We start from the raw sequence: 19,035 nt of genomic DNA, 5'->3' as shown, positions 1-19,035 counted from the left end.
ATTGTGTCTCTCGCGGTTCTGGGGTGGCTCTGGCGGTGGCGGCGGGAGGTTCGCTCCCGCCGCTTGCCATTCAGGCGGTGTGGACGTCGGGCTGGACGTCGCCGGTCGGCAGGATTGCATCGGCATCGCCATCTTCCTCGTATTCCTCGGGGAAGAGCTTCTGGTGGCGGACCGAAGCCCAGAAGGCCGCGCCGATCAGAACGGCGCCGATGAGGCCGGTCACAATCTCGGGCGTGTGGATGCGGATGCTCATCAGCATGATGACGGCCAGAGCGATGATCGCATAGAATGCACCCGGCTCGAGATAGCGGTATTCCGACAGATGGCCGCCGCGAACGAGCGCGATGGTCATCGATCGCACGAACATCGCGCCAATGCCGAGGCCAAGAGCGATGATCAGGATGTCGTTGGTAATGGCGAAGGCGCCGATGACACCATCGAAGGAAAAGGATGCGTCGAGAAATTCCAGATAGATGAAACCGCCGGCGCCCGAACGGACGACCTTGCCGGTTGCATCTTCTTCGCCGCCAAGCAGATCGCCTAGTTTTTCGACCGCGAAAAAGGTGGCGACGCCCGACAGGCCTGCGATGAGGAAAGTCTGGCGTTCGCTACCTTCTACAAGCAGCGAGAGGGCGGCCACGATGACGGCGGTCGCGATATAGGGCGAGAACGGGATCTTCGCGAAAGCAGAGAGCGGCTTTTCGATGAATCCCAGCCAGTGGTGCTCGCGGTCATCGTCGAAAAAGAAGGTCAGGCCGACCAGCATCAGGAATGCGCCGCCGAACCCGGAGATGCCGACATGGGCCCCCGTGACGATTTCTTCATAGCGCGTCTTGTCGGAGATCGCGATGGAGAGTGCTTCCCATGGCGACACCCACGCCGCGATCGCGACGATAGCGAGCGGGAAGACGATACGCATGCCGAACACGGCAATGGCGATGCCCCATGTAAGGAAGCGGTTCTGCCACTTCTCGTCCATGTCCTTGAGCACCGAGGCATTGACGACCGCGTTGTCGAGGCTGAGCGAGGTTTCCATGACACCGAGGATGGCAGCGATGAAGACCATGGTCGCAGCAACGCCAAGCGCGCCGCCGCTTTCGGTATAGCCGACAACGCCGGCGAGCGTGAGGCAGATAATCGTGAAGATTATCGAGCCGTAGAAGTTCTTGAGCATTTGGGTTCCCCCTATTGAAAAGGCCGCCGGGCGCTATGACCGGCGGCCTGGAGTGGCGATCAGTCCTTCGAACCTGCGGTCCAGCGCAGGAAAATGCCGATGTCGTCGGCGAAGGGCTTCTGGTTCTGGTAATATTGCATGTGGCGGGTGACCTTCATCTGCCCGCCGACATTGTCGATGAGCGCGATGCCGCACAGGCGGCGGTCATTGCGGCCTTCGTTCATCTGCACTTCGATCTCGGGCTGGCCCGGGATGTTCATGCGCACGATGCCATCGGTCTGCTGCCAGTTCGGCACGCCGTCGTAGATCAGCGCGAAGACTGCGATCCGCTTGATGCGGTCGAAGTATTTGCCGTTGATGCGGATGGTTTCGCCCGCAGCGACTGCGCCGGTGCGATCATCGCCCGATAGCTCGATCCACGGTTCGGAATGGAATCCGCCGAACTGGTTGCCCAGCGCCTGGATGACGCCGCGGTACCCGTCCTGAAGTTCGAAAAGCACACCGAGGTCGAGATCGACAGCCTTTGACCCGCCGAAGAAACCGCGTTTGGCGCTTCCCGCATTCCAGTTAAGGTTGAGCACGATCTCGCCAAAGCTGTCGCCCTTCTTCGTCAGGCTCACGCTCGGATTGGATTTCTCGAGCGTGATCTTGCGCAGGTTAACCGGCGCCGAAGGCGGCGGCGGCGGTGGCGGCGGCGGCGGAGGAGGAGGTGGCGGTGGTGCGGGCGCGTCCGCGACCTCGCCGCCGAAATGGGTGATAAGAGCGGCAAGCCCGCCTGCGAAGCCTGCGGCGATGGCCCCGATTTTCCAACCGCTCGAATGGCGGTAGATCTCGATCATCATCACAGCCTTCTCATTGCTGAGGCTCGATGCAACGTCGAAGCTAGCCTTGTTGCCGTCGACGGTGACAATGAGCGGGCGCGCGCGCGAAATCGGCTGATTGTCATGTGTCGCGGTGAAGACGATGCGATCGATCGAGCTCGGCAGCCTGTCGAGATCGAGATTGAACACGGCATTATCCGAGGTGGACATCATCTCGATCGCGCCTTCCGGCGTTTTCGGGTTCGAAAAGAGAACGACATAGCGGTCGTCGCCGATCTTCTTGGCGCCATTGAGGCCGAAGGCTGCGATATCGACCCCATCGAGGCCGAAATCGACTTTGACAGTGCAGCGCGAGCCGATGCCGAGATCGGCCAATCCGCGCTTTTCACCCTTTTGCATTTGCATCGGGAACTCCAGTTCTGAGCAAGAAACAGAATGGGGCAGCCCTGATGAGAGCCGCCCCTTTCAGGTCAGATGAGGGCGGCCGACGGGCTCACCAGATCATGGACGGTGCGGCCGCCGGCGCGTTCGCCCAGCGCCTTGAAGGTCCAGTCGCCACCGGCGCGGGTCAGGCTGGCAAGGATGATGCCGGTGTGCGGGCCGCTGTCGGAGATGTCGAAGCGCGCAAGCTCGCGGCCCGTACGATTGTCGACGACGCGCCCGAATGCATTTTCGACCTTGTCGAACGTCTGGCCACGAAACGAATTCACGGTCAGCACGATGGTCTCGATGTTCGGCGGTAGGCGCATCAGGTCGATGGCGATGGATTCGTCGTCACCGTCGCCATCACCCGTCAGGTTGTCGCCGCTGTGGCGAACTGAGCCGTCCTTGCTAGTCAGGGCACCGAACCAGACGCTGTCGACAACCTGGCGACCGGACGTGAACATCAGTGCCGATGCGTCGAGATCGATATCGCCGCCGCCGCCAAAGACTGCGCCGAGGAAACCCTTGGGCTTGGCAGCGTCCCAGCCCACGCCCAGCGTGATGCTGGTCAGGCCGTTCGGCGCGCTCTTCGAAAGGCTGACAGCCTCGTTCTTTTTTAATGAAATCGTCATGGAAGTCCCCTTGGATTAGACGCAAATGGCGCGAAAGCGCCGTTTGGCGACGAGAAGAAACAAATAATGTGGGAAGTAATGTGCGACCCTGCCCCCCAGCTGGCGCGTTTGCCGATGAAGGCTATTAAACGACTGCGCCGACTGTCAAATTCAAACCGGCAGCAATATACGGGTTTGTCGTTAAAAGGTCGTTTAGCGTGCGGTCGCGGAATTCGGGCATGCAAAAGGCATAAACAAACATAAGTTTATGTGACAGTAATTCCCGAATTTGGCCTAGCCACACGGCCCGGCGCAGAGGTCTAGTAATAGACTCGAAAGTATCCAGTGTAGCCTGTTGTTAAAATAGCGATCCGGTCAGCCTAGTCAGCTAATTCAGAACCCGATTATCGCCTTGGCATAGGCCACACCGTCTTTGACTGGAGGTCGTAAGGCACCGCAGGCGTTACCCATCATAAGCTGCAAAGGCGCCGCACCTATTTCGGGGCTTGCTGCGGCCATCAAGTGAGCCCCACGGCGGGCACGATCCTTAAGAGCACGCGGAGCCCGCTCGGTAGCTGCTTCCATGAAATCAATCTGTTCTGAACGACGCGCCACGGAACCGCACGCTATCTCGGCATGACCTTCAAGAAACTTAGTGGATCAGCGTTATACATGCCGAGGTATGCAGACGACACGCGAATCAAGTGCCTTCCAATTGTCGAACTTGATTTAGCGGCATTCTGTTGCGGCTCGAAAAAATGTCCGATAACGGGCAACCGAAGGGCCGCGTCTCATGACCGAACCCGGGCGCTTAGCTGACACATTAGCTCGTAAGACGAAACGTCCGCTATCCCGGTTTTCGCGCCATAAATCTTACAGTTTCGGTTCGACCAACTTAGCGCACAGGCTGCCCGCTACCCTCACAGGCCTAACACTCGCGCGCCACATAGAGACGCTCGGGAGCCAACCCCGCCTGTTCGGCCAATAAGTTAATCGGCTGATTCTGAAGCGTTTTTATCCGCTAGTTATAACCTTAGGTGCTGAACAGCCAAAATCCTTCAACTTATTAGGCGTGATCAGGCTGCTTCTTGCAACTTATGGGGCGAATCTGCGGAACTTTTTGGGCCGGTTTCCAAACACACAAAACCCGTGATTCCAGCGCTTTCAAAAATGATTGCATTCAACTTTTGGGCCGGACGACAGACCGCGCTCTAGGCCCGCGCGCTCAGGGCCGCATTGCTCGCCAACTCGTCGGCGCGCTCGTTTTCGGGGTGACCGGCGTGGCCCTTCACCCAATTCCAGTCGATCTTGTGCGGGCGGCTGGCGTCCAGCAGCTCGCGCCACAGGTCCTCGTTCAGAACCGGCTTTTTCGCGGCCGTTTTCCAGCCCTTCTTCTGCCAGCCGAAGACCCATTTGGTGATGCCGTCGATGACATATTTGCTGTCGGTATAAAGCTCGACATGGCACGGGCGCTTCAGGGCCTGCAGGGCGCGGATCACCGCGGTCAGCTCCATGCGGTTGTTCGTCGTCTCGACCTCGCAGCCGTGCATTTCCTTTTCGGTCTCGCCCTTGCGCAGGATCGCGCCCCAGCCGCCGGGGCCGGGGTTTCCCTTGCAGGCCCCGTCGGTAAAGATCTGCACTTCGCTCATGCAGACAGCCCAAAGGCGGCAGCGCCATTTTCGCGATAGAATTCGTGGCGACGGAAAAAGGCCATGGGGTCCTTCTTCGTCACCAGCGCATCTGCAGGGGTGTAAAGCCAGTCATAGGCGCGGGTGAGGAGGAAACGCAGGCTTCCTGCCCCGGCCAGCGCGGGCAGGGCCGCGATTTCGATGGGCTCAAGCTCGCGCACGCTGCGATAGCCTGCGATCAGCGCATCGCCGATGGCGTGGCTCTGCACGCGGCCATCGGCGGAAAAGCTCCATGCCGCATGGGTTACGGCAAGGTCGTAGGCCATGGCCCCGGTGCAGGCGAAATAGAAGTCGATGAGGCCCGAAACCTCGTCCCCTACCAGCAGCACATTATCGGGGAAGAGATCGGCGTGGATCGTCGATTGCGGCAGGTCTGCGGGCCAGGCGGCGATGACGGAATCGACATAAGCCGGCACGGCCTCCAGCGCGGGGTCGATCTCGCTCCAGCGTCCGGCGCAATCGCGCACGAAGCCGCGCCATGCCTCGAAGCCCATGCCGTCTTTGCGGGTCATGGAGAAATCGCGGCCTGCCAGATGCACGCTGGCCAGCGCGCGGCCTATCGCATGCGCCTGCTCGGGCGTGGGATCGTCGGCGGATACGCCGGGCAGGAATTCGATCAGCGCCAGCTTGCGTTCGCCATTGGCGGTGTCGATGGTGCGGAACGGCGCGCCGGTTTCGTCATGGATGGTGCGCGGAACCGGGCAGCCCGCTGCGGCCAGATGGTCGAGCAGGTTGAGGAAGAACGGCAGGTCGCGCACATCGGTACGCTCTTCATATACGGTCAGGATGAAGCGCCCCGAAGTGCCGGTGCCGCGCGTCTCGATCAGCCAGTTGCTGTTCGAAACGCCCTCGGCGATGCCCTTGGCGGAAACCAGCTCGCCCACGCCGAAATGCGCGATGATGTCGGCCATCTCCTCGGCCGGGATGCGGGTGTAGACAGCCATGTCAGGCCTTCATTCCGTCAGCTGGCGCGGCAGCTTGAATATAATTTTTTCATCTGCGGTCTTGACGATCTCTTCCTCGAGATCGCGGAAGCTGGCGAGCCGGTCGATGACTTCGCGCACCAGCACTTCGGGCGCGCTGGCACCCGCCGTGATGCCGATGGCGCCCACGCCTTTCAGCCAGCTTTCCTCGATATCCTCGCCGCGCTGGATCAGCCTTGCGTCGGTGCCCATGCGGTCCGCCACCTCGACAAGGCGCAGAGAATTTGATGAATTGGTCCCGCCGATCACCAAGACCAGATCGACCTGCGGGGCGAGTACCTTCACCGCCGCCTGACGGTTGGAGGTGGCATAACAGATGTCCTCTGCCTTCGGCCCGACGATCTGGGGGAAGCGTTCTTCCAGCCGGTCGATGATCTCACGCGTGTCGTCGACCGACAGCGTGGTCTGAGTCAGATGGGCGAGCTCGGTGCCTTCGGGAAAGTCGAGCTTTTCGACATCCTCTACCGTTTCCACCAGTGTCATGTGACCTTCGGGCACCTGCCCGAAAGTGCCGATCACCTCGGGGTGTCCTGCGTGGCCGACGAAGATGATGTGGCGGCCATGTTCGACCTGGCGTTCGGCCTGGCGGTGGACTTTCGAGACCAGCGGACAGGTCGCGTCCAGATAATCGAGGCCACGCGCCTCGGCGTTGGCGGGCACGGATTTGGGCACGCCATGGGCGGAGAACACGACCGGCACGCCGTCGGGGACCTCGGTCAACTCTTCGACGAAGACGGCGCCCTTCGCCTTGAGACTGTCGACGACGAAACGGTTATGCACGATTTCATGGCGCACATAGACGGGCGCGCCATAACGTTCGATCGCCTTCTCCACGATCTCGATCGCGCGGTCGACACCGGCGCAGAAACCGCGCGGCGCTGCCAGCAGCACCTTCAGCGGCAAAAGGGTCGCGGTATCCGAGGCGGCAGCATCTGTGGGGATCGTCATGGCATCAGCCCTTAGCGCCTGCATGCGGGCGAGGTAAAGCGCCAGCCGTGGCAATTCGGGACGGGCCGTTATGGCCATCGCGCCCAATCATCGCATCCGGCGCGGTAAAGCGAAGCGAAAGCTTAGCGCTGGCAGGAAGCGGGGCAGGGCAGGCGTATCATCCGCGATGGTGGGCGATACATTGCCGGTGATTGCCCTTGGTGCCCATGCGGGCTAGGGCAGGGCCGAACTTTGCACCGGCCAGCCATTTTGGGCTGCCCGAACATGACAATTGCTGATGGCAAGGATAGAGCTTCGCCGATGACTTCGACCTTCCGCCCGCTGGCCAAACGTGCCGCTTCCGCCATGCTGATGCTCGGCGCGGCCGCTACCCTGTCCGCCTGTTCGAGCGAGGGCGATCTCGTCCTGCAGGAAGGTGTGGGCGTCTCCGCCATCCGGTCCAAGTGTCCGGCGGTCGGCATTCCGGCCTATACCGGCGACATCACCCTGTTCCGCGACGCCGCGAACAAGACGCTGGGCTCGATGGACGTGACGGCCTCGATCACCGATCTTCGCACCAGCTGCGATGAAACGGGTGAGCGGATCTATAGCGAATCGACCTTTCAGGTTTACGGTCGCCGCACCGACACTTCGGCAGCGCGCACGGTCGAGCTTCCCTATTTCGTTACCGTTCTGCAGGGTGGATCTTCGGTGCAGACCAAGCGCGTGGGCACCGTCACGCTGAACTTCGCCGCGGGCGAAGAGCGGGCGCAGGCAAGCGCGAAGGCTGGCGCCTTCGTCAACGCATCGGCCGCGACCCTGCCCGACGATATCCGCGAACGCGTGACGCGTAAGCGCCGCGCCGGCGATGCCGATGCCGCGATGGATCCGCTGGCCGCTCCGGACGTAAAGGCCGCCATCGCGCGCGCCACGTTCGAGGTGCTGATCGGCTTCCAGCTCGATCAGGACCAGCTGGCCTATAACGCGACGCGCTGATCGCGATGATGGCGGCTGGCGGGACGGACTCGCCGCCGCCTCTTCCCCCGCGCGCGATTACCCGCTAACCGCGCGCCCATGACGAATAGCACCACCACCATTCACGCCGCCATCACCGGTGCGGTGAACACGGCCCTCGATGCATTGCAGGGCGCAGGCACGCTGCCTGCCGATATTTCCCGCGCCAATGTCACGGTAGAGCCGCCGCGCGATCCTTCGCACGGCGACCTTGCCACCAATGCCGCGATGGTGCTGGCCAAGCCTGCAAAAACGAACCCGCGCGCGCTGGCAGAGGCGATCGTCGCCCAGCTGGTCAAGGATGACGCGATCGACAGCGCCGAGATCGCGGGGCCGGGCTTTATCAACCTGCGGCTGGCTGCGGGCGTATGGCAGGCCGAGCTGGACGCGATTACTGCTTTGGGCGGCGATTATGGCCGCTCCGACATGGGGGCGGGCAAGACCGTCAATGTCGAATATGTCTCCGCCAATCCGACCGGCCCGATGCACATGGGCCATTGCCGCGGCGCGGTGGTGGGCGATGCGCTGGCGGGGCTCCTCGAATATGCGGGCCATAAGGTCATCCGCGAATATTACGTCAATGACGCAGGCGCGCAGGTGCAGACCCTCGCCCGCTCGGTCCACCTGCGCTACCGCGAGGCGCTGGGCGATGACATTGGCGAGATCCCGGAAGGTTTCTATCCCGGCGATTATCTGAAGCCCATCGGCGCAAAGCTGGCCGAGGAATTCGGCGACACCTACAAGAGCGCGCCCGAGAGCGAATGGCTCGACCTGTTCCGCATGCGCGCCGTCGCCGCGATGATGGACATGATCCGCGCCGACCTCGCGCAGCTGGGCATTCATCACGACCTGTTCTCGTCCGAAGCCAAGCTGCAGGCCGAGGGCAAACCCGAGGTTGCCGAGACTTTCCTGCGCCAGCGCGGCCTTGTCTATGACGGCATATTGGAAGCGCCCAAGGGCAAGACGCCCGAAGACTGGGAGCCGGTCGAGCTGCCGCTGTTCCGTTCGACCCAGTTCGGCGACGACCAGGACCGCCCGATCAAGAAGTCGGACGGCAGCTGGACCTATTTCGGGGCCGATCTCGCCTATCACTTCCAGAAATCCGAAAACGCCGATGCGCTGATCGACATCTGGGGCGCGGACCATGCCGGCACGGTCAAGCGGATCAAGGCCGCCGTCGCCGCGCTGACCGGGGCAGAAGGCGAGGCCATCCCCTTTGACGTGAAGCTGGTCCAGATGGTCCAGCTGCTGCGCGATGGCGAGCCGGTGAAGATGTCCAAGCGTTCGGGCAATTTCATCACCATCGCCGACATGGTCGAGGAAGTGGGCAAGGACGTGGTGCGCTTCACCATGCTGACCCGTAAGCCCGAGGCGCAGATGGATTTCGACTTCGCCAAGGTGGTGGAGGCGTCGAAGGACAACCCGGTGTTTTACGTCCAGTACGCCCATGCCCGTATCGCATCGGTGCTGAGGAAGGCTGCGGAAGAGGGCATTGCCGACAAGGCCGAGGATGCGCGGCTGGCCGCATGGGGCGATGCTTCGCTGCTGAAGCCCGAAGAAAAGGCGCTGGTCGCAGAGGCCGCGCAGTTCCCGCGTCTGGTGGAACAGGCCGCGCGTGCGCGCGAGCCGCACCGCATCGCGTTCTTCCTCACCGATCTGGCCGCGGCTTTCCACGCGCTGTGGAACATCGGCAATGACGATCCTGCCCGCCGCTTTATCGTCGAAGAAGATTTGCCCGCTACCGGCACGCGTCTGTATCTCGCGCGTGAGATCGGGCAGGTTATCCGTAACGGCCTCGCGATTCTCGGGGTCGAGGCAGCGGAGCGACTGTAAATGACGGCAGGGGGCAGGCACGGGGAGAGTGAGGCGCAGCTTGCGCTTGACGAAACCGACATGCGCCTGCCCTGGCTCGAAGTCGCCGACGAGGATGGCGAGGAAGGCCTCGACTGGAGCAGGATCGGCAAATTTGCCGGGATCGTCGCCGCCGTGCTTTTCGTGGCTGCGATCGGCGTATGGGTCCTTACCCAGTGGGGCCCCGGCGCGCCCGAAGGTGACGGATCGCTGATCGCTGCCCCGACAGAGCCGTATAAGGTGAAGCCCGAAAACCCCGGCGGCAAGGAATTCGCCGGGACTGGCGACACCAGCTATCAAGTGGGCGAGGGGATCGAGAAGGAAGCGCGTCTTGCCCAGCAGGCGCCCAAACCCGAACCTGCCGCCGAAACCGAAACCCCTGCGCCCGAACCGGAGCCCGCTCCTACCGGTGTCGGCGTGCAGGTCGGCGCCTATAGCACCGAGGCTGCGGCGCGCACCGGCTGGGTCACGCTGCGCCAGCGTTACGAGGGGCTGAAGAATTACGACCGGCGAATCGTCGAAGGGCGCGCCGATATTGGCACCGTCTTCCGTCTGCAGGCCGTCGCCCCGACGCTAAGCGGTGCCAATTCGCTGTGCACTGACCTGAAAGCCAATGGGATCGAGTGTCAGGTGAAGCGGTAATTCGCCCGCGCGGGGGATAAGCGGGGCGACGGGCTGCGCCCAAACTTGCGCAATTCCGCGATTTCCGCGATTCTGCACCCCTTATGACGCCCGCCATTTTCGGTATAGCCGGCCCCACCCTGACCGCCGACGAACGCGCCTTTTTCCGCGATGCGGACCCGGCTGGATATATCCTGTTCGGCCGCAATTGCGAAAACCCGCAGCAGATGCGCGCCCTGACCGACGAATTGCGTGCGATTGCGGGGCGTGACAATCTCCTTATCACCATCGATCAGGAAGGCGGGCGGGTTGCCCGCATGAAGCCGCCGGTCTGGGCCAAATATCCGCCGCAGGGCGTGTTCGACCGGCTTTATGACATCGCCCCGATCTCCGCGATAGAGGCGGCGCGCGTGAATGCCGAGGCGATCGGCCTCGATCTCGCGCAGGCGGGGCTGAACTGCGATGCGCTGCCGCTGCTGGATGTGCGCTGCGAAGGCGCGCATGACGTGATCGGCGACCGCGCGCTGGGGCACGATCCCATGCGCGTCGCCGCGCTGGGCAAGGCGGTGCTTGACGGGCTGGAGGCGGCGGGCGTCGCCGGGATCATCAAGCATATTCCCGGCCATGGCCGCGCCGCCTGCGACAGCCACAAGGAAATGCCCGTCGTCAGCGCGAGCGAGGCCGAACTGGAGCAGGACATCGCCCCGTTTCGCGCTTTGCACGATGCGCCCATCGGCATGAGCGCGCATGTCAAATATACCGCGTGGGACGCGGACAATCCCGCTACCCAATCCGCCAAAGTCATCGCCGAAATCATCCGCGGCCGCATCGGTTTCGGCGGATTGCTGATGAGCGACGATGTCGACATGGAAGCGCTGTCGGGCTCCATTGCCGAGCGTTCGGTCAAAGCGCTCGCGGCAGGCTGCGATCTCGTCCTCAATTGCTGGGCGAAGATGGACGACATGATCGCCACGGTCGAAACCTGCGGCGAGATCACCGCTGAAGCGCGCCGCCGTCTCGACGCGGCCATGGCGGGCAAGGAAGTCAGCGCGTTTTCCGGCGCCGCGCGCCGCGACGAATGCATCGCCAAGCGGGATGCGCTTTTGGCCGCAGCGGGCGTTGAAGCATGATCGTCGACGGCTCCGAACCCGGCATGCTGTGGGGCGGAGACGGCGAATCCGCATGGCCCGATCAGCGGCCCGATCAGGATGTGGCGAGTGAGGAGCGCGAGCGGCTCTATGTCGAACTTGCCGGATGGGAAGGTCCGCTCGACCTGCTCCTCGACCTTGCGCGCAAGCAGAAGGTCGATCTTCGCCGCATTTCGATCCTTGAGCTGACCGATCAATATCTCGCCTTCATCGACCAGGCAGGCGCGATGAAGCTGGAACTGGCAGCCGATTACCTCGTGATGGCGGCATGGCTCGCTTATTTGAAATCCGCGCTGCTGCTGCCAAAGGACGAGCAGGAAGATCCAAGCCCCGAGGAACTGGCGCTGCGCCTGCAACTGCGGCTCGAACGGCTGGCGGCGATGCGCGATGTCGGCGCGCGGCTGATGGCACGCGACCGGCTGGGGCGTGACGTTTTCGCTCGCGGCAATCCCGAAGGTCTTCGCGTTCTGAAAAAGCGCGCGTGGCAATGCGAATGGTTCGATCTCGTGCAGGCCTACGGGCAGGTGAAGGCGCGCACCGCCCCTGTCGTGCACATGGTGCGCGATCGCATGGTGATGACGCTGGACAGCGCCCTGTCGCGTGTGTCCTCCATGCTGGGCGTGTCGCTGGACTGGATGGAACTGCGCCAGTTTCTGCCGCCCCATGCCGATCCGCGCCTCAGAAAATCGGCGCTTGCCAGCAGTTTCGTCGCTGCGCTGGAGCTGGCCAAGCAGGGCAAGGCCGAGATCGCGCAGGACGAAACCTTCGGTCCGCTGCGCCTGCGCGCCATGAAGCGGGGCAAGGAATGAGCGAAGCGCAGCGCCCCGACGAGCTGACCCGCGCCGTCGAGGCCGTGCTTTTCGCTGCCGAACAGCCAATGTCCGCTGTCGAGATCGGCGAACATCTCGGCGGGGCCGACGTGCGCGATGCCTTGGCCGAACTCGCCAGCCATTACGATGGGCGCGGCGTAGAATTGGTGAAGCGCGGGCCGCGCTGGCACATGCAGACCGCGCCTGATCTCGCCCATCTGCTGCGACGGGAGCGGGAGGAGCCCAAGCGCCTGACCCGCGCCGCGACCGAGTGCCTTGCCATCATCGCCTATCACGAACCCGTCAGCCGCGCCGAGATCGAATCGATTCGCGGCGTGCAGACCGCCAAGGGTACGCTCGACACGCTGATGGAGGCGGGCTGGGTGCGCGCCGCCGGTCGCCGCGAAGTACCGGGACGCCCGGTGATCTATGCGACCACGCCCGATTTCCTCACCCATTTCGGCCTTGCCAGCCGGCGCGACCTGCCCGGTCTTGCCGAATTGCGCGCCGCAGGCCTGCTGGAACCGGTGGAAGAGGCGCTGGAACGCGAAATGATATCGCCCACCGGCAGCGATGAAGCGCCCGATGCGGATATAAAAGACGAAGATGCCGAACGAGATAGCCCGCCATCACTGGATATGGGCGACGAAAGCGCCTAGATGGGTTTGGTAACCCCCGGAAAGTGAGAATTTCAAATGAATGTGGGACCCTGGCAACTGCTGATCGTCGCGATCGTGATCCTCGTGCTCTTCGGGCGCGGCAAGATCTCGGAAATGATGGGCGATTTCGGCAAGGGCATCAAAAGCTTCAAGCAGGGCATGAACGAGGAAGCGCGAAACGCCGACCGGATCGAACAGCAGACGCCCGCACCGACTGCTGCACCGACCACCGCGCCGACCCCGCCGGCAAGCGAGGCCAAGGCGGCGACGCCTGCGCCGACCGCAACTGGCGACGCCGACAAGACCAATTGATCCGCAGTTGCGGATCGACGCCCGGGAAGCCTGACTGATGTTCGACATCGGCGCGATGGAGCTGCTGATCATCGTGATCGTGGCCGTGGTCGTGATCGGCCCCAAGGACATGCCCATGGCCATGCGCACGGCGGGCCGCTGGATCGGGAAGATCAGGCGCGTGTCTTCGCATTTCCGGTCCGGCATCGATGCCATGGTGCGCGAAGCCGAGCTGGAGGACATGCAGGCCGAGTGGAACAAGCGCAACGCCGAGATCATGGCCAAGCATCCCGAAGCGGTGAAGGCCGCGCATGACGCGGAAATGACCCCGCTGCCCGAACCCTCCGCGACAGCGGAGGGCGGGGTGAAGAAGGATGGCGAAGCCGTGACCGAAGCTGCACCAGAGCCAGCACCCACGGCAACGGCGACGGAGCCTGCACCCAAGACGGAACAGGGCTGAGCCGGATGTTTCGCGTTTCCGATCTCGACGATACCGAATCCCCGCTGCTCGACCATCTGATCGAGCTGCGCACGCGGCTCATGCGCTGTCTTGCCGCGCTGGTGATCTGCTTCGGTGTCTGCCTGCCTTTTGCCGATGACATCTTCGGCATCCTCGCGCGCCCGCTGATGCAGGCGTTTCCCGACGGCAATGGCAAGCTGATCTATACGAAGCTTTACGAGGCGTTCTTCGTCGAGCTGAAAGTGGCGGTGTTCGCCGCTTTCTTCCTGTCGTTCCCGATCATCGCGAACCAGCTCTGGGCCTTTGTCGCGCCGGGGCTGTATGCCAAGGAGAAGAAGGCGTTCCTGCCCTTCCTCTTTGCGACGCCGATCCTGTTCGTGTGCGGGGCGAGCCTTGCCTATTTCGTGGTGATGCCCAACGCATTCCGCTGGTTCATCGGTTTTTCGGGCGAAACCGGCGGCATGCAGATCGAGGCGCTGCCGGGCACGGGCGATTACCTCGACCTCGTGATGCAGTTCATCCTCGCCTTCGGCATCAGCTTCCTGCTGCCGGTGCTGCTGATGCTGCTCAACCGTGCGGATATTGTCAGCCGCGCGCAGCTGAAAAAGGCGCGTCGCTATGTCATCGTGGGCATCGTCGCGCTTTCGGCCATCATCACGCCGCCCGATCCGGGCTCGCAGCTGGTGCTGGCGCTACCGCTCTACATCCTGTTCGAAGGATCGCTGGCGCTGATGTGGATGACTGAACGCCGCCAGGCGAAGGAAAAAGCCGAGGCGGCGAACCTGCCGGTGGAAGCCGAAGCCACCGAAGACTGATCAGGCGCTGGCCGGAGGGCCGGGGCCAGTCATCCAGATCTCTTCAGATTACGCCTGCGCCTCCGCCTAGCGCTGGGCGCAAAGAAAAAGGGCGGAGCCATCGGCTCCGCCCTTTTCTGTTCGTATGATCGGAAAGATCAGACGCTGGCAGGCTCATCATCGTCGCCATCGACGGCGATGTAGATGCCGACGCCAACCAGAACGGCGGCGATCACGGCCAGCATGCCCGAACCGACTGCTTCGTTCGCTTCCTTGGCGGGAGCGGCGGTACGCTCTGCTTCAGCAGCAGTGGCAGCGACCGGGGCCGAAGCCAGGGCGAGGGCGGAAGCAGCAAAGGCCATCTTGCGCAGGATCATTCTTTATCTCCTCATTCGCTCAATCAAAAGATTCGAGCGGGCTTAATCCCTGCCCCGAACCGATATTTCGTCATGGGAAAGCAGCTATATCCCCCAGGCTGCGATATCATGACACTGGACTCACAAGCAGGCCTGCGGTTCCAGATTTCGATGCAAAAATACGTGACTGCGTTTCGCTGTCAACGCCGTTAATGTCCGTATCGGCTGTTTAGGGACAAAAAACTAATGAAATCCCAACGCATTGCCGCATTTGCGCAACAGTGTGCAGATGCCGGCCTATCCTTCATTGTCATAGACCTTGTGGCCGCCCATCCATGTTTCGAGCACGCGAATGTCACGGATCTCGGGCGCAGGGACCATCATGGGGTCGTCGCTCAGGAACACGAAGTCGGCCCATTCGCCGACTGCCAGCGATCCGAAGCGTCCTTCCGCCATGCCCGCATAGGCCGCGCCTGCCGTGAATGCGCCCAGCGATTGTTCGCGTGAAATCGCTTCATCGGGCAGCCATCCGCCAAAAGGTTCGCCCGCGGAGTCCTGCCGGGTGACCGCCGCGGCGATACCGGACATGACATCGACCGGCTCGACCGGGGCATCGCTGCCGAATGCCAGCGGCACGGAGTTTTCCAGCATTGAACGCCACGCATAAGCGCCGCCCAGCCGATCGGGGCCAAGCCGCGCCTCGGCCATGCGCCAGTCCGATGTTTCGTGAGTCGGCTGCATCGAGGCGATGGCGCCCAGCTTCGCGAACCGGGGCAAATCTTCTGGATCGATGATTTGCGCATGCTCGATTCGCCAGCGGCGGTCGCCGTCATAGGTGTCGTTCATCTCGGCAATCGAATCGAGTACCTCGCGATTGGCGGCATCGCCGATGGCGTGCACCGCGACCTGAAAATCCGACATGGAGGCGCGGCTCATCATGTTGCGAAGCTGCGTGCCATTGATCTGCGGCAGTCCGCGTTCGCCGGGCGCGTCGCTGTAATCGGCCAGCAGCCACGCCCCGCGCGACCCCAGCGCGCCATCGAGGAACAGCTTCACCCCGCCCATGCGCAGCCGGTCCTGATACAGCCATGGCGTCGGACCCGGACCTGCAATGGCGACCATGTTGTCGATGCCCCACGCATAGCTCATGACCCTTATCTGCAGCCGCCCCAGATCGCCTGCGCGGCGCATCGCCTGCCAGTCCTCCATGGTCGTGCCCATGTCGGCGGCGGCGGTGATGCCATGCTCCAGCAGGATGCGCTGCGCCTTGTCAAAGGCGAGATCGCGTTCCTCCGGGCGCGGTTCGGGGAGGGCGGCGCTGAAAGGGCTCATCGCCTCGTCGATGAAGGTCCCGGCGGGCGCGCCCTTGGCATCGCGCACGATGCGGCCCCCTTCCGGGTCCTTGGTCTTGGCCGTGACGCCCGCTTCGCGAATCGCGGCGCTATTGGCCCAGCCTGCATGCACGTCGGCGCGGGTCAGCCAGACCGGGCGGTCCGGCACGATGGCATCAAGCTCGGCCGCCGTGGGAAAGCGTCCAAGGCCCCATTTTTCCTGGTTCCAGCCCGTGCCGATGATCCACGCCTTGTTCGGATAGCGCGCGGCGTATTCGGCAATCTTCGCTTTTGCCTCCTCCAGCGAGGAAGTGTCCGACAGGTCCAGCGTCATCGCCGCAAAGCCGAGCATGGAGAGGTGCAGATGCGCATCGATGAAGCTCGGCGTCAGCACGCGGCCATCGCCATCCACTTCATAATCCACCTTTTTGGGCAGCTTGTCCTTGCGCTCGTAAAGCTCGGCCACGCGGCCCTCGTCGTCGATCAGCATCGCGGCAAAGCGGTGGAGCTTGCCGTCCTGGTCGACCCGCATGCCATTGACGTTCTTGACCAGCGTGTCGGCAAAGGCTGCGGGAGAAAGGGCGGTGGTGGCAAGCGCGGCTGCTGCGGCGGCAATACGAAAGGCTTTCATGGCCCGGGGTCTAAACCGCATTTGCTTTGCGCGCCATATCCGATAGGGGCGCAGTTCCATGGAACAGACAGAACTCTCCACGCCCAACAGCGCTGAAGCGCTGCCCTTCAACGCCGATGACGTTCGCGCCGCAGCGCAGCGCATTGCCGGGCAGGTGGTCCGCACCCCGATGCACCACTCGATCACGCTGTCGCAGATTTCGGGCGCGGAGATTTACCTCAAGTTCGAGAACCAGCAGTTCACTGCCGCTTATAAAGAGCGCGGCGCGCTGAACGCGCTGCTGCAGCTGACCGAGGAGCAGAGGAAGCGCGGCGTGATCGCGGCGTCGGCGGGCAATCATTCGCAGGGCCTGTCCTATCACGGCACCCGCCTTGGCGTGCCCGTCACCATCGTGATGCCGCGCACCACCCCCACGGTAAAGGTCATGCAGACCGAGAGCGTGGGCGGCAAGGTCGTGCAGGAAGGCGAGACCTTCGACGAGGCCTATGCCCATGCCCGCAAGCTGGAGGGCGAGCTTGGCCTGACCTTCGTTCACCCCTTCGACGATCCGAAGGTCGCGGCGGGGCAGGGCACGGTCGGCCTTGAGATGCTGGAGGATTTCCCCGATCTCGACACCCTGGTCATTCCGATCGGCGGCGGCGGCCTCATCTCCGGCATCGCGACCATCGCGCGCGACATGAAGCCCGAGATCGAAGTGATCGGCGTGCAGGCATCGCTCTATCCGTCCATGTTTTCGCGCATCAAGGGTGACGAACTGCCCTGCGGCGGCGACACGCTGGCCGAAGGCATCGCGGTCAAGGCGCCGGGCGAGATGACCAGCAAGGTCATCGCCAAGCTGATCGACGACATCGTGCTGGTCGAGGAATCGGAACTGGAGAACGCAGTCTCGCTGCTCCTTCAGATCGAGAAGACCGTGGTCGAGGGCGCGGGTGCGGCAGGTCTTGCCGCCGTGCTTGCCAATCGCGAACGCTTTGCGGGCAAGAAGGTCGGTCTCGTCCTGTGCGGCGGCAATATCGACACGCGCCTGCTGGCAAACGTGCTGCTGCGCGACCTTGCACGTTCGGGCCGCCTCGCTCGCCTGCGCGTTACGCTGCAGGATCGTCCCGGCGCATTGTTCAAGGTGATGCATGCGTTCGATTCGCATAACGTCAACATCATCGAGATCTACCACCAGCGCATCTTCACCAGCCTGCCGGCCAAGGGGCTGATCACCGATATCGAGTGCGAAGCACGCGACCGCGGCCAGATCGACGGGCTGATCGCGGCGCTGCGTTCGCAGGGTTATTCGGTCAGCGAAGTCGAATTGAACTGACCGGATCACCTCCTCCAAAGGGGTGTGCTGCAGCGCAAAAACGGGCGAGTTGCCGCGTTTCTGAAAGATTCGTGGTTAATAGTCTTTAACAATTGGCCCTCGGCAGGCATAACAACTCTCAAGCGAGGGATGGCTGGCTCTTACCTGGTCGCCGCCTCCCTCGCCTGCCCGCCGATGCATTTTGGCATGGAACGCAAGTATGCCCCTTGCGTTCACCTAGTCCGCAGCAGCCAAGGGTTCAGGTCCGAGATTCGTGTCAGCCCCCGTGAAATTCCCCCGCTTCTATGTAACGGCCCCGGCTCCGTGCCCATACCTGCCGGGTCGCCAGGAGCGTAAGGTTTTCACGGAACTGTCCGGCCCGGATTCAGAAGCTCTCAATGATGCTCTCGGGCGAATCGGCTTTCGACGCAGCCAGACGGTCGCCTATCGGCCCAGCTGCGCGGGATGCAACGCATGTGTCTCGGTGCGCGTGGTGGCAAGCGAATTTGCCCCCTCGCGCACCCAGAGTCGGACCATGTCCAAGAATTCCGACCTGATCGCGACGGCCTGCCGCCCGTGGTCGACGGTCGAGCAATATGAACTGCTCCAGAAATATCTGAAGGCGCGCCATCCCGGCGGCGGCATGTCCGCCATGGATTCGATGGATTACGCCGACATGATCGAGCAGACGCCCGTCACCTCCTATGTCGTGGAATACCGCGAGCCGGGAGAGAACGGAGAGCCCGGCCGCCTGATCGGCGCCTGCCTGACCGATCGCCAGAACGACGGTCTTTCAATGATCTATTCATTTTATGATCCGGATCATTCAGGCCGTTCGGGGCTTGGCAATTACATTATCCTCGACCACATTGACCGCGCTGCGAAGGCCGGTCTGCCCTATGTCTATCTAGGTTACTGGATCGAGGGGTCTTCGCGTATGCAGTACAAGGTACGTTACCGGCCTCTGGAAAGGCTGGGTCGCGAAGGCTGGGAACGTTTCGATGCAGGCAGGCAGGATTCTCTCATTGCCGGTATGGCGTCGGACAATCGTCCGGACGGGAAGGGCGATTCCTCACTGGGGGCCAACAAGGACGGCGTGCCCGGCGGACAGGACCAGTATCGCATCCTCGAAAACTGATCGCAGGGCATCTG

19 protein-coding genes are annotated in these 19,035 nt (G+C 62.8%); 11 read left to right on the top strand and 8 right to left on the bottom strand.

Annotated elements, in window-relative coordinates:
- Positions 1-70: 70 nt before the first annotated feature.
- The 6 genes from A9D13_RS08385 to ispH all read right to left on the bottom strand — a co-directional run bounded on the left by A9D13_RS08385 (position 71) and on the right by ispH (position 6,648).
- Positions 71-1,174, bottom strand: coding sequence for a DUF475 domain-containing protein (locus A9D13_RS08385; protein ID WP_066772442.1), 1,104 nt, complete (start codon positions 1,172-1,174; stop codon positions 71-73).
- Positions 1,175-1,233: 59 nt separating this feature from the next.
- On the bottom strand, positions 1,234-2,400 hold the full coding sequence (locus tag A9D13_RS08380; protein WP_066772440.1) for a TerD family protein: 1,167 nt from the start codon (positions 2,398-2,400) through the stop codon (positions 1,234-1,236).
- Positions 2,401-2,465: 65 nt separating this feature from the next.
- Entirely contained in the window at positions 2,466-3,050 is a 585-nt protein-coding gene (locus A9D13_RS08375) for a TerD family protein (RefSeq protein ID WP_066772438.1), read from the bottom strand.
- Between the two features lie 1,190 nt (positions 3,051-4,240).
- Positions 4,241-4,678 carry a ribonuclease HI gene (gene rnhA, locus A9D13_RS08370; protein ID WP_066772436.1) on the bottom strand — a complete coding sequence of 146 codons (438 nt, stop codon included), beginning with the start codon at positions 4,676-4,678 and terminating at the stop codon, positions 4,241-4,243.
- Entirely contained in the window at positions 4,675-5,661 is a 987-nt protein-coding gene (gene thrB, locus A9D13_RS08365; RefSeq protein ID WP_066772434.1) for a homoserine kinase, read from the bottom strand. Before thrB ends, rnhA begins: the two co-directional genes overlap by 4 nt.
- Before the next feature lie 9 nt (positions 5,662-5,670).
- Complete coding sequence (ispH, locus tag A9D13_RS08360; RefSeq protein WP_066773878.1) at positions 5,671-6,648, bottom strand: 4-hydroxy-3-methylbut-2-enyl diphosphate reductase; 978 nt, start codon at positions 6,646-6,648, stop codon at positions 5,671-5,673.
- Between the two features lie 300 nt (positions 6,649-6,948).
- Between ispH and A9D13_RS08355 the strand changes: the two genes are divergently transcribed.
- The 9 genes from A9D13_RS08355 (at position 6,949) to tatC (ending at position 14,295) form a co-directional block, all read left to right on the top strand.
- Positions 6,949-7,623 carry a hypothetical protein gene (locus A9D13_RS08355; RefSeq protein ID WP_066772427.1) on the top strand — a complete coding sequence of 225 codons (675 nt, stop codon included), beginning with the start codon at positions 6,949-6,951 and terminating at the stop codon, positions 7,621-7,623.
- Positions 7,624-7,701: 78 nt separating this feature from the next.
- Entirely contained in the window at positions 7,702-9,474 is a 1,773-nt protein-coding gene (argS, locus tag A9D13_RS08350) for an arginine--tRNA ligase (protein WP_066772425.1), read from the top strand.
- Positions 9,475-10,134 carry an SPOR domain-containing protein gene (locus tag A9D13_RS08345; RefSeq protein ID WP_066772423.1) on the top strand — a complete coding sequence of 220 codons (660 nt, stop codon included), beginning with the start codon at positions 9,475-9,477 and terminating at the stop codon, positions 10,132-10,134.
- A gap of 83 nt (positions 10,135-10,217) precedes the next feature.
- Positions 10,218-11,243 carry a beta-N-acetylhexosaminidase gene (gene nagZ / locus A9D13_RS08340; RefSeq protein WP_066772421.1) on the top strand — a complete coding sequence of 342 codons (1,026 nt, stop codon included), beginning with the start codon at positions 10,218-10,220 and terminating at the stop codon, positions 11,241-11,243.
- A complete protein-coding gene (locus tag A9D13_RS08335) occupies positions 11,240-12,070 on the top strand; it encodes a segregation and condensation protein A (protein ID WP_373288729.1) in 831 nt (276 codons plus the stop codon). The genes nagZ and A9D13_RS08335 overlap by 4 nt, the downstream gene beginning before the upstream one ends.
- Complete coding sequence (scpB, locus tag A9D13_RS08330; RefSeq protein ID WP_066772419.1) at positions 12,067-12,729, top strand: SMC-Scp complex subunit ScpB; 663 nt, start codon at positions 12,067-12,069, stop codon at positions 12,727-12,729. The genes A9D13_RS08335 and scpB overlap by 4 nt, the downstream gene beginning before the upstream one ends.
- A 36-nt stretch (positions 12,730-12,765) precedes the next feature.
- Positions 12,766-13,041, top strand: a complete 276-nt coding sequence (tatA, locus tag A9D13_RS20955; RefSeq protein ID WP_066772417.1) for a twin-arginine translocase TatA/TatE family subunit — start codon at positions 12,766-12,768, stop codon at positions 13,039-13,041.
- Positions 13,042-13,078: 37 nt separating this feature from the next.
- Positions 13,079-13,480, top strand: a complete 402-nt coding sequence (gene tatB / locus A9D13_RS08320; RefSeq protein WP_066772415.1) for a Sec-independent protein translocase protein TatB — start codon at positions 13,079-13,081, stop codon at positions 13,478-13,480.
- Positions 13,481-13,485: 5 nt separating this feature from the next.
- Entirely contained in the window at positions 13,486-14,295 is an 810-nt protein-coding gene (tatC, locus tag A9D13_RS08315) for a twin-arginine translocase subunit TatC (RefSeq protein WP_066772411.1), read from the top strand.
- Positions 14,296-14,432: 137 nt separating this feature from the next.
- Here the strand turns inward: tatC and A9D13_RS08310 are convergent, their stop codons facing one another.
- Positions 14,433-14,651: a hypothetical protein gene (locus tag A9D13_RS08310; RefSeq protein ID WP_066772409.1), complete on the bottom strand. Its 219-nt coding sequence runs from the start codon at positions 14,649-14,651 to the stop codon at positions 14,433-14,435.
- A 276-nt stretch (positions 14,652-14,927) separates the two neighbouring features.
- Complete coding sequence (locus A9D13_RS08305) at positions 14,928-16,592, bottom strand: amidohydrolase (RefSeq protein ID WP_066772407.1); 1,665 nt, start codon at positions 16,590-16,592, stop codon at positions 14,928-14,930.
- A gap of 58 nt (positions 16,593-16,650) precedes the next feature.
- Here A9D13_RS08305 and A9D13_RS08300 point away from each other — a divergent pair, with 58 nt between their 5' ends.
- Together A9D13_RS08300 and A9D13_RS08295 are read left to right on the top strand one after the other, a co-directional pair.
- Positions 16,651-17,904 carry a threonine ammonia-lyase gene (locus A9D13_RS08300; protein WP_066772405.1) on the top strand — a complete coding sequence of 418 codons (1,254 nt, stop codon included), beginning with the start codon at positions 16,651-16,653 and terminating at the stop codon, positions 17,902-17,904.
- Between the two features lie 253 nt (positions 17,905-18,157).
- A complete protein-coding gene (locus A9D13_RS08295) occupies positions 18,158-19,021 on the top strand; it encodes an arginyltransferase (RefSeq protein ID WP_066772403.1) in 864 nt (287 codons plus the stop codon).
- The last annotated feature ends 14 nt before the right edge of the window (positions 19,022-19,035 follow it).

Source organism: Croceicoccus mobilis, assembly GCF_001661965.1.
In the GTDB taxonomy this organism is placed as follows: Bacteria; Pseudomonadota; Alphaproteobacteria; order Sphingomonadales; family Sphingomonadaceae; genus Croceicoccus; species Croceicoccus mobilis.
The sequence above is the reverse complement of the archived record's forward strand: the minus strand, read 5'-3'. Positions and strand labels throughout refer to the sequence as shown.

What these genes read in the sequence shown, in the direction of transcription:
- A9D13_RS08385 (WP_066772442.1), bottom strand. Translation starts at nt 1,174, where the DNA reads ATGCTCAAGAACTTCTACGGCTCGATAATCTTCACGATTATCTGCCTC.
- A9D13_RS08380 (WP_066772440.1), bottom strand. Translation starts at nt 2,400, where the DNA reads ATGCAAATGCAAAAGGGTGAAAAGCGCGGATTGGCCGATCTCGGCATC.
- A9D13_RS08375 (WP_066772438.1), bottom strand. Translation starts at nt 3,050, where the DNA reads ATGACGATTTCATTAAAAAAGAACGAGGCTGTCAGCCTTTCGAAGAGC.
- rnhA (WP_066772436.1), bottom strand. Translation starts at nt 4,678, where the DNA reads ATGAGCGAAGTGCAGATCTTTACCGACGGGGCCTGCAAGGGAAACCCC.
- thrB (WP_066772434.1), bottom strand. Translation starts at nt 5,661, where the DNA reads ATGGCTGTCTACACCCGCATCCCGGCCGAGGAGATGGCCGACATCATC.
- ispH (WP_066773878.1), bottom strand. Translation starts at nt 6,648, where the DNA reads ATGACGATCCCCACAGATGCTGCCGCCTCGGATACCGCGACCCTTTTG.
- A9D13_RS08355 (WP_066772427.1), top strand. Translation starts at nt 6,949, where the DNA reads ATGACTTCGACCTTCCGCCCGCTGGCCAAACGTGCCGCTTCCGCCATG.
- argS (WP_066772425.1), top strand. Translation starts at nt 7,702, where the DNA reads ATGACGAATAGCACCACCACCATTCACGCCGCCATCACCGGTGCGGTG.
- A9D13_RS08345 (WP_066772423.1), top strand. Translation starts at nt 9,475, where the DNA reads ATGACGGCAGGGGGCAGGCACGGGGAGAGTGAGGCGCAGCTTGCGCTT.
- nagZ (WP_066772421.1), top strand. Translation starts at nt 10,218, where the DNA reads ATGACGCCCGCCATTTTCGGTATAGCCGGCCCCACCCTGACCGCCGAC.
- A9D13_RS08335 (WP_373288729.1), top strand. Translation starts at nt 11,240, where the DNA reads ATGATCGTCGACGGCTCCGAACCCGGCATGCTGTGGGGCGGAGACGGC.
- scpB (WP_066772419.1), top strand. Translation starts at nt 12,067, where the DNA reads ATGAGCGAAGCGCAGCGCCCCGACGAGCTGACCCGCGCCGTCGAGGCC.
- tatA (WP_066772417.1), top strand. Translation starts at nt 12,766, where the DNA reads ATGAATGTGGGACCCTGGCAACTGCTGATCGTCGCGATCGTGATCCTC.
- tatB (WP_066772415.1), top strand. Translation starts at nt 13,079, where the DNA reads ATGTTCGACATCGGCGCGATGGAGCTGCTGATCATCGTGATCGTGGCC.
- tatC (WP_066772411.1), top strand. Translation starts at nt 13,486, where the DNA reads ATGTTTCGCGTTTCCGATCTCGACGATACCGAATCCCCGCTGCTCGAC.
- A9D13_RS08310 (WP_066772409.1), bottom strand. Translation starts at nt 14,651, where the DNA reads ATGATCCTGCGCAAGATGGCCTTTGCTGCTTCCGCCCTCGCCCTGGCT.
- A9D13_RS08305 (WP_066772407.1), bottom strand. Translation starts at nt 16,592, where the DNA reads ATGAAAGCCTTTCGTATTGCCGCCGCAGCAGCCGCGCTTGCCACCACC.
- A9D13_RS08300 (WP_066772405.1), top strand. Translation starts at nt 16,651, where the DNA reads ATGGAACAGACAGAACTCTCCACGCCCAACAGCGCTGAAGCGCTGCCC.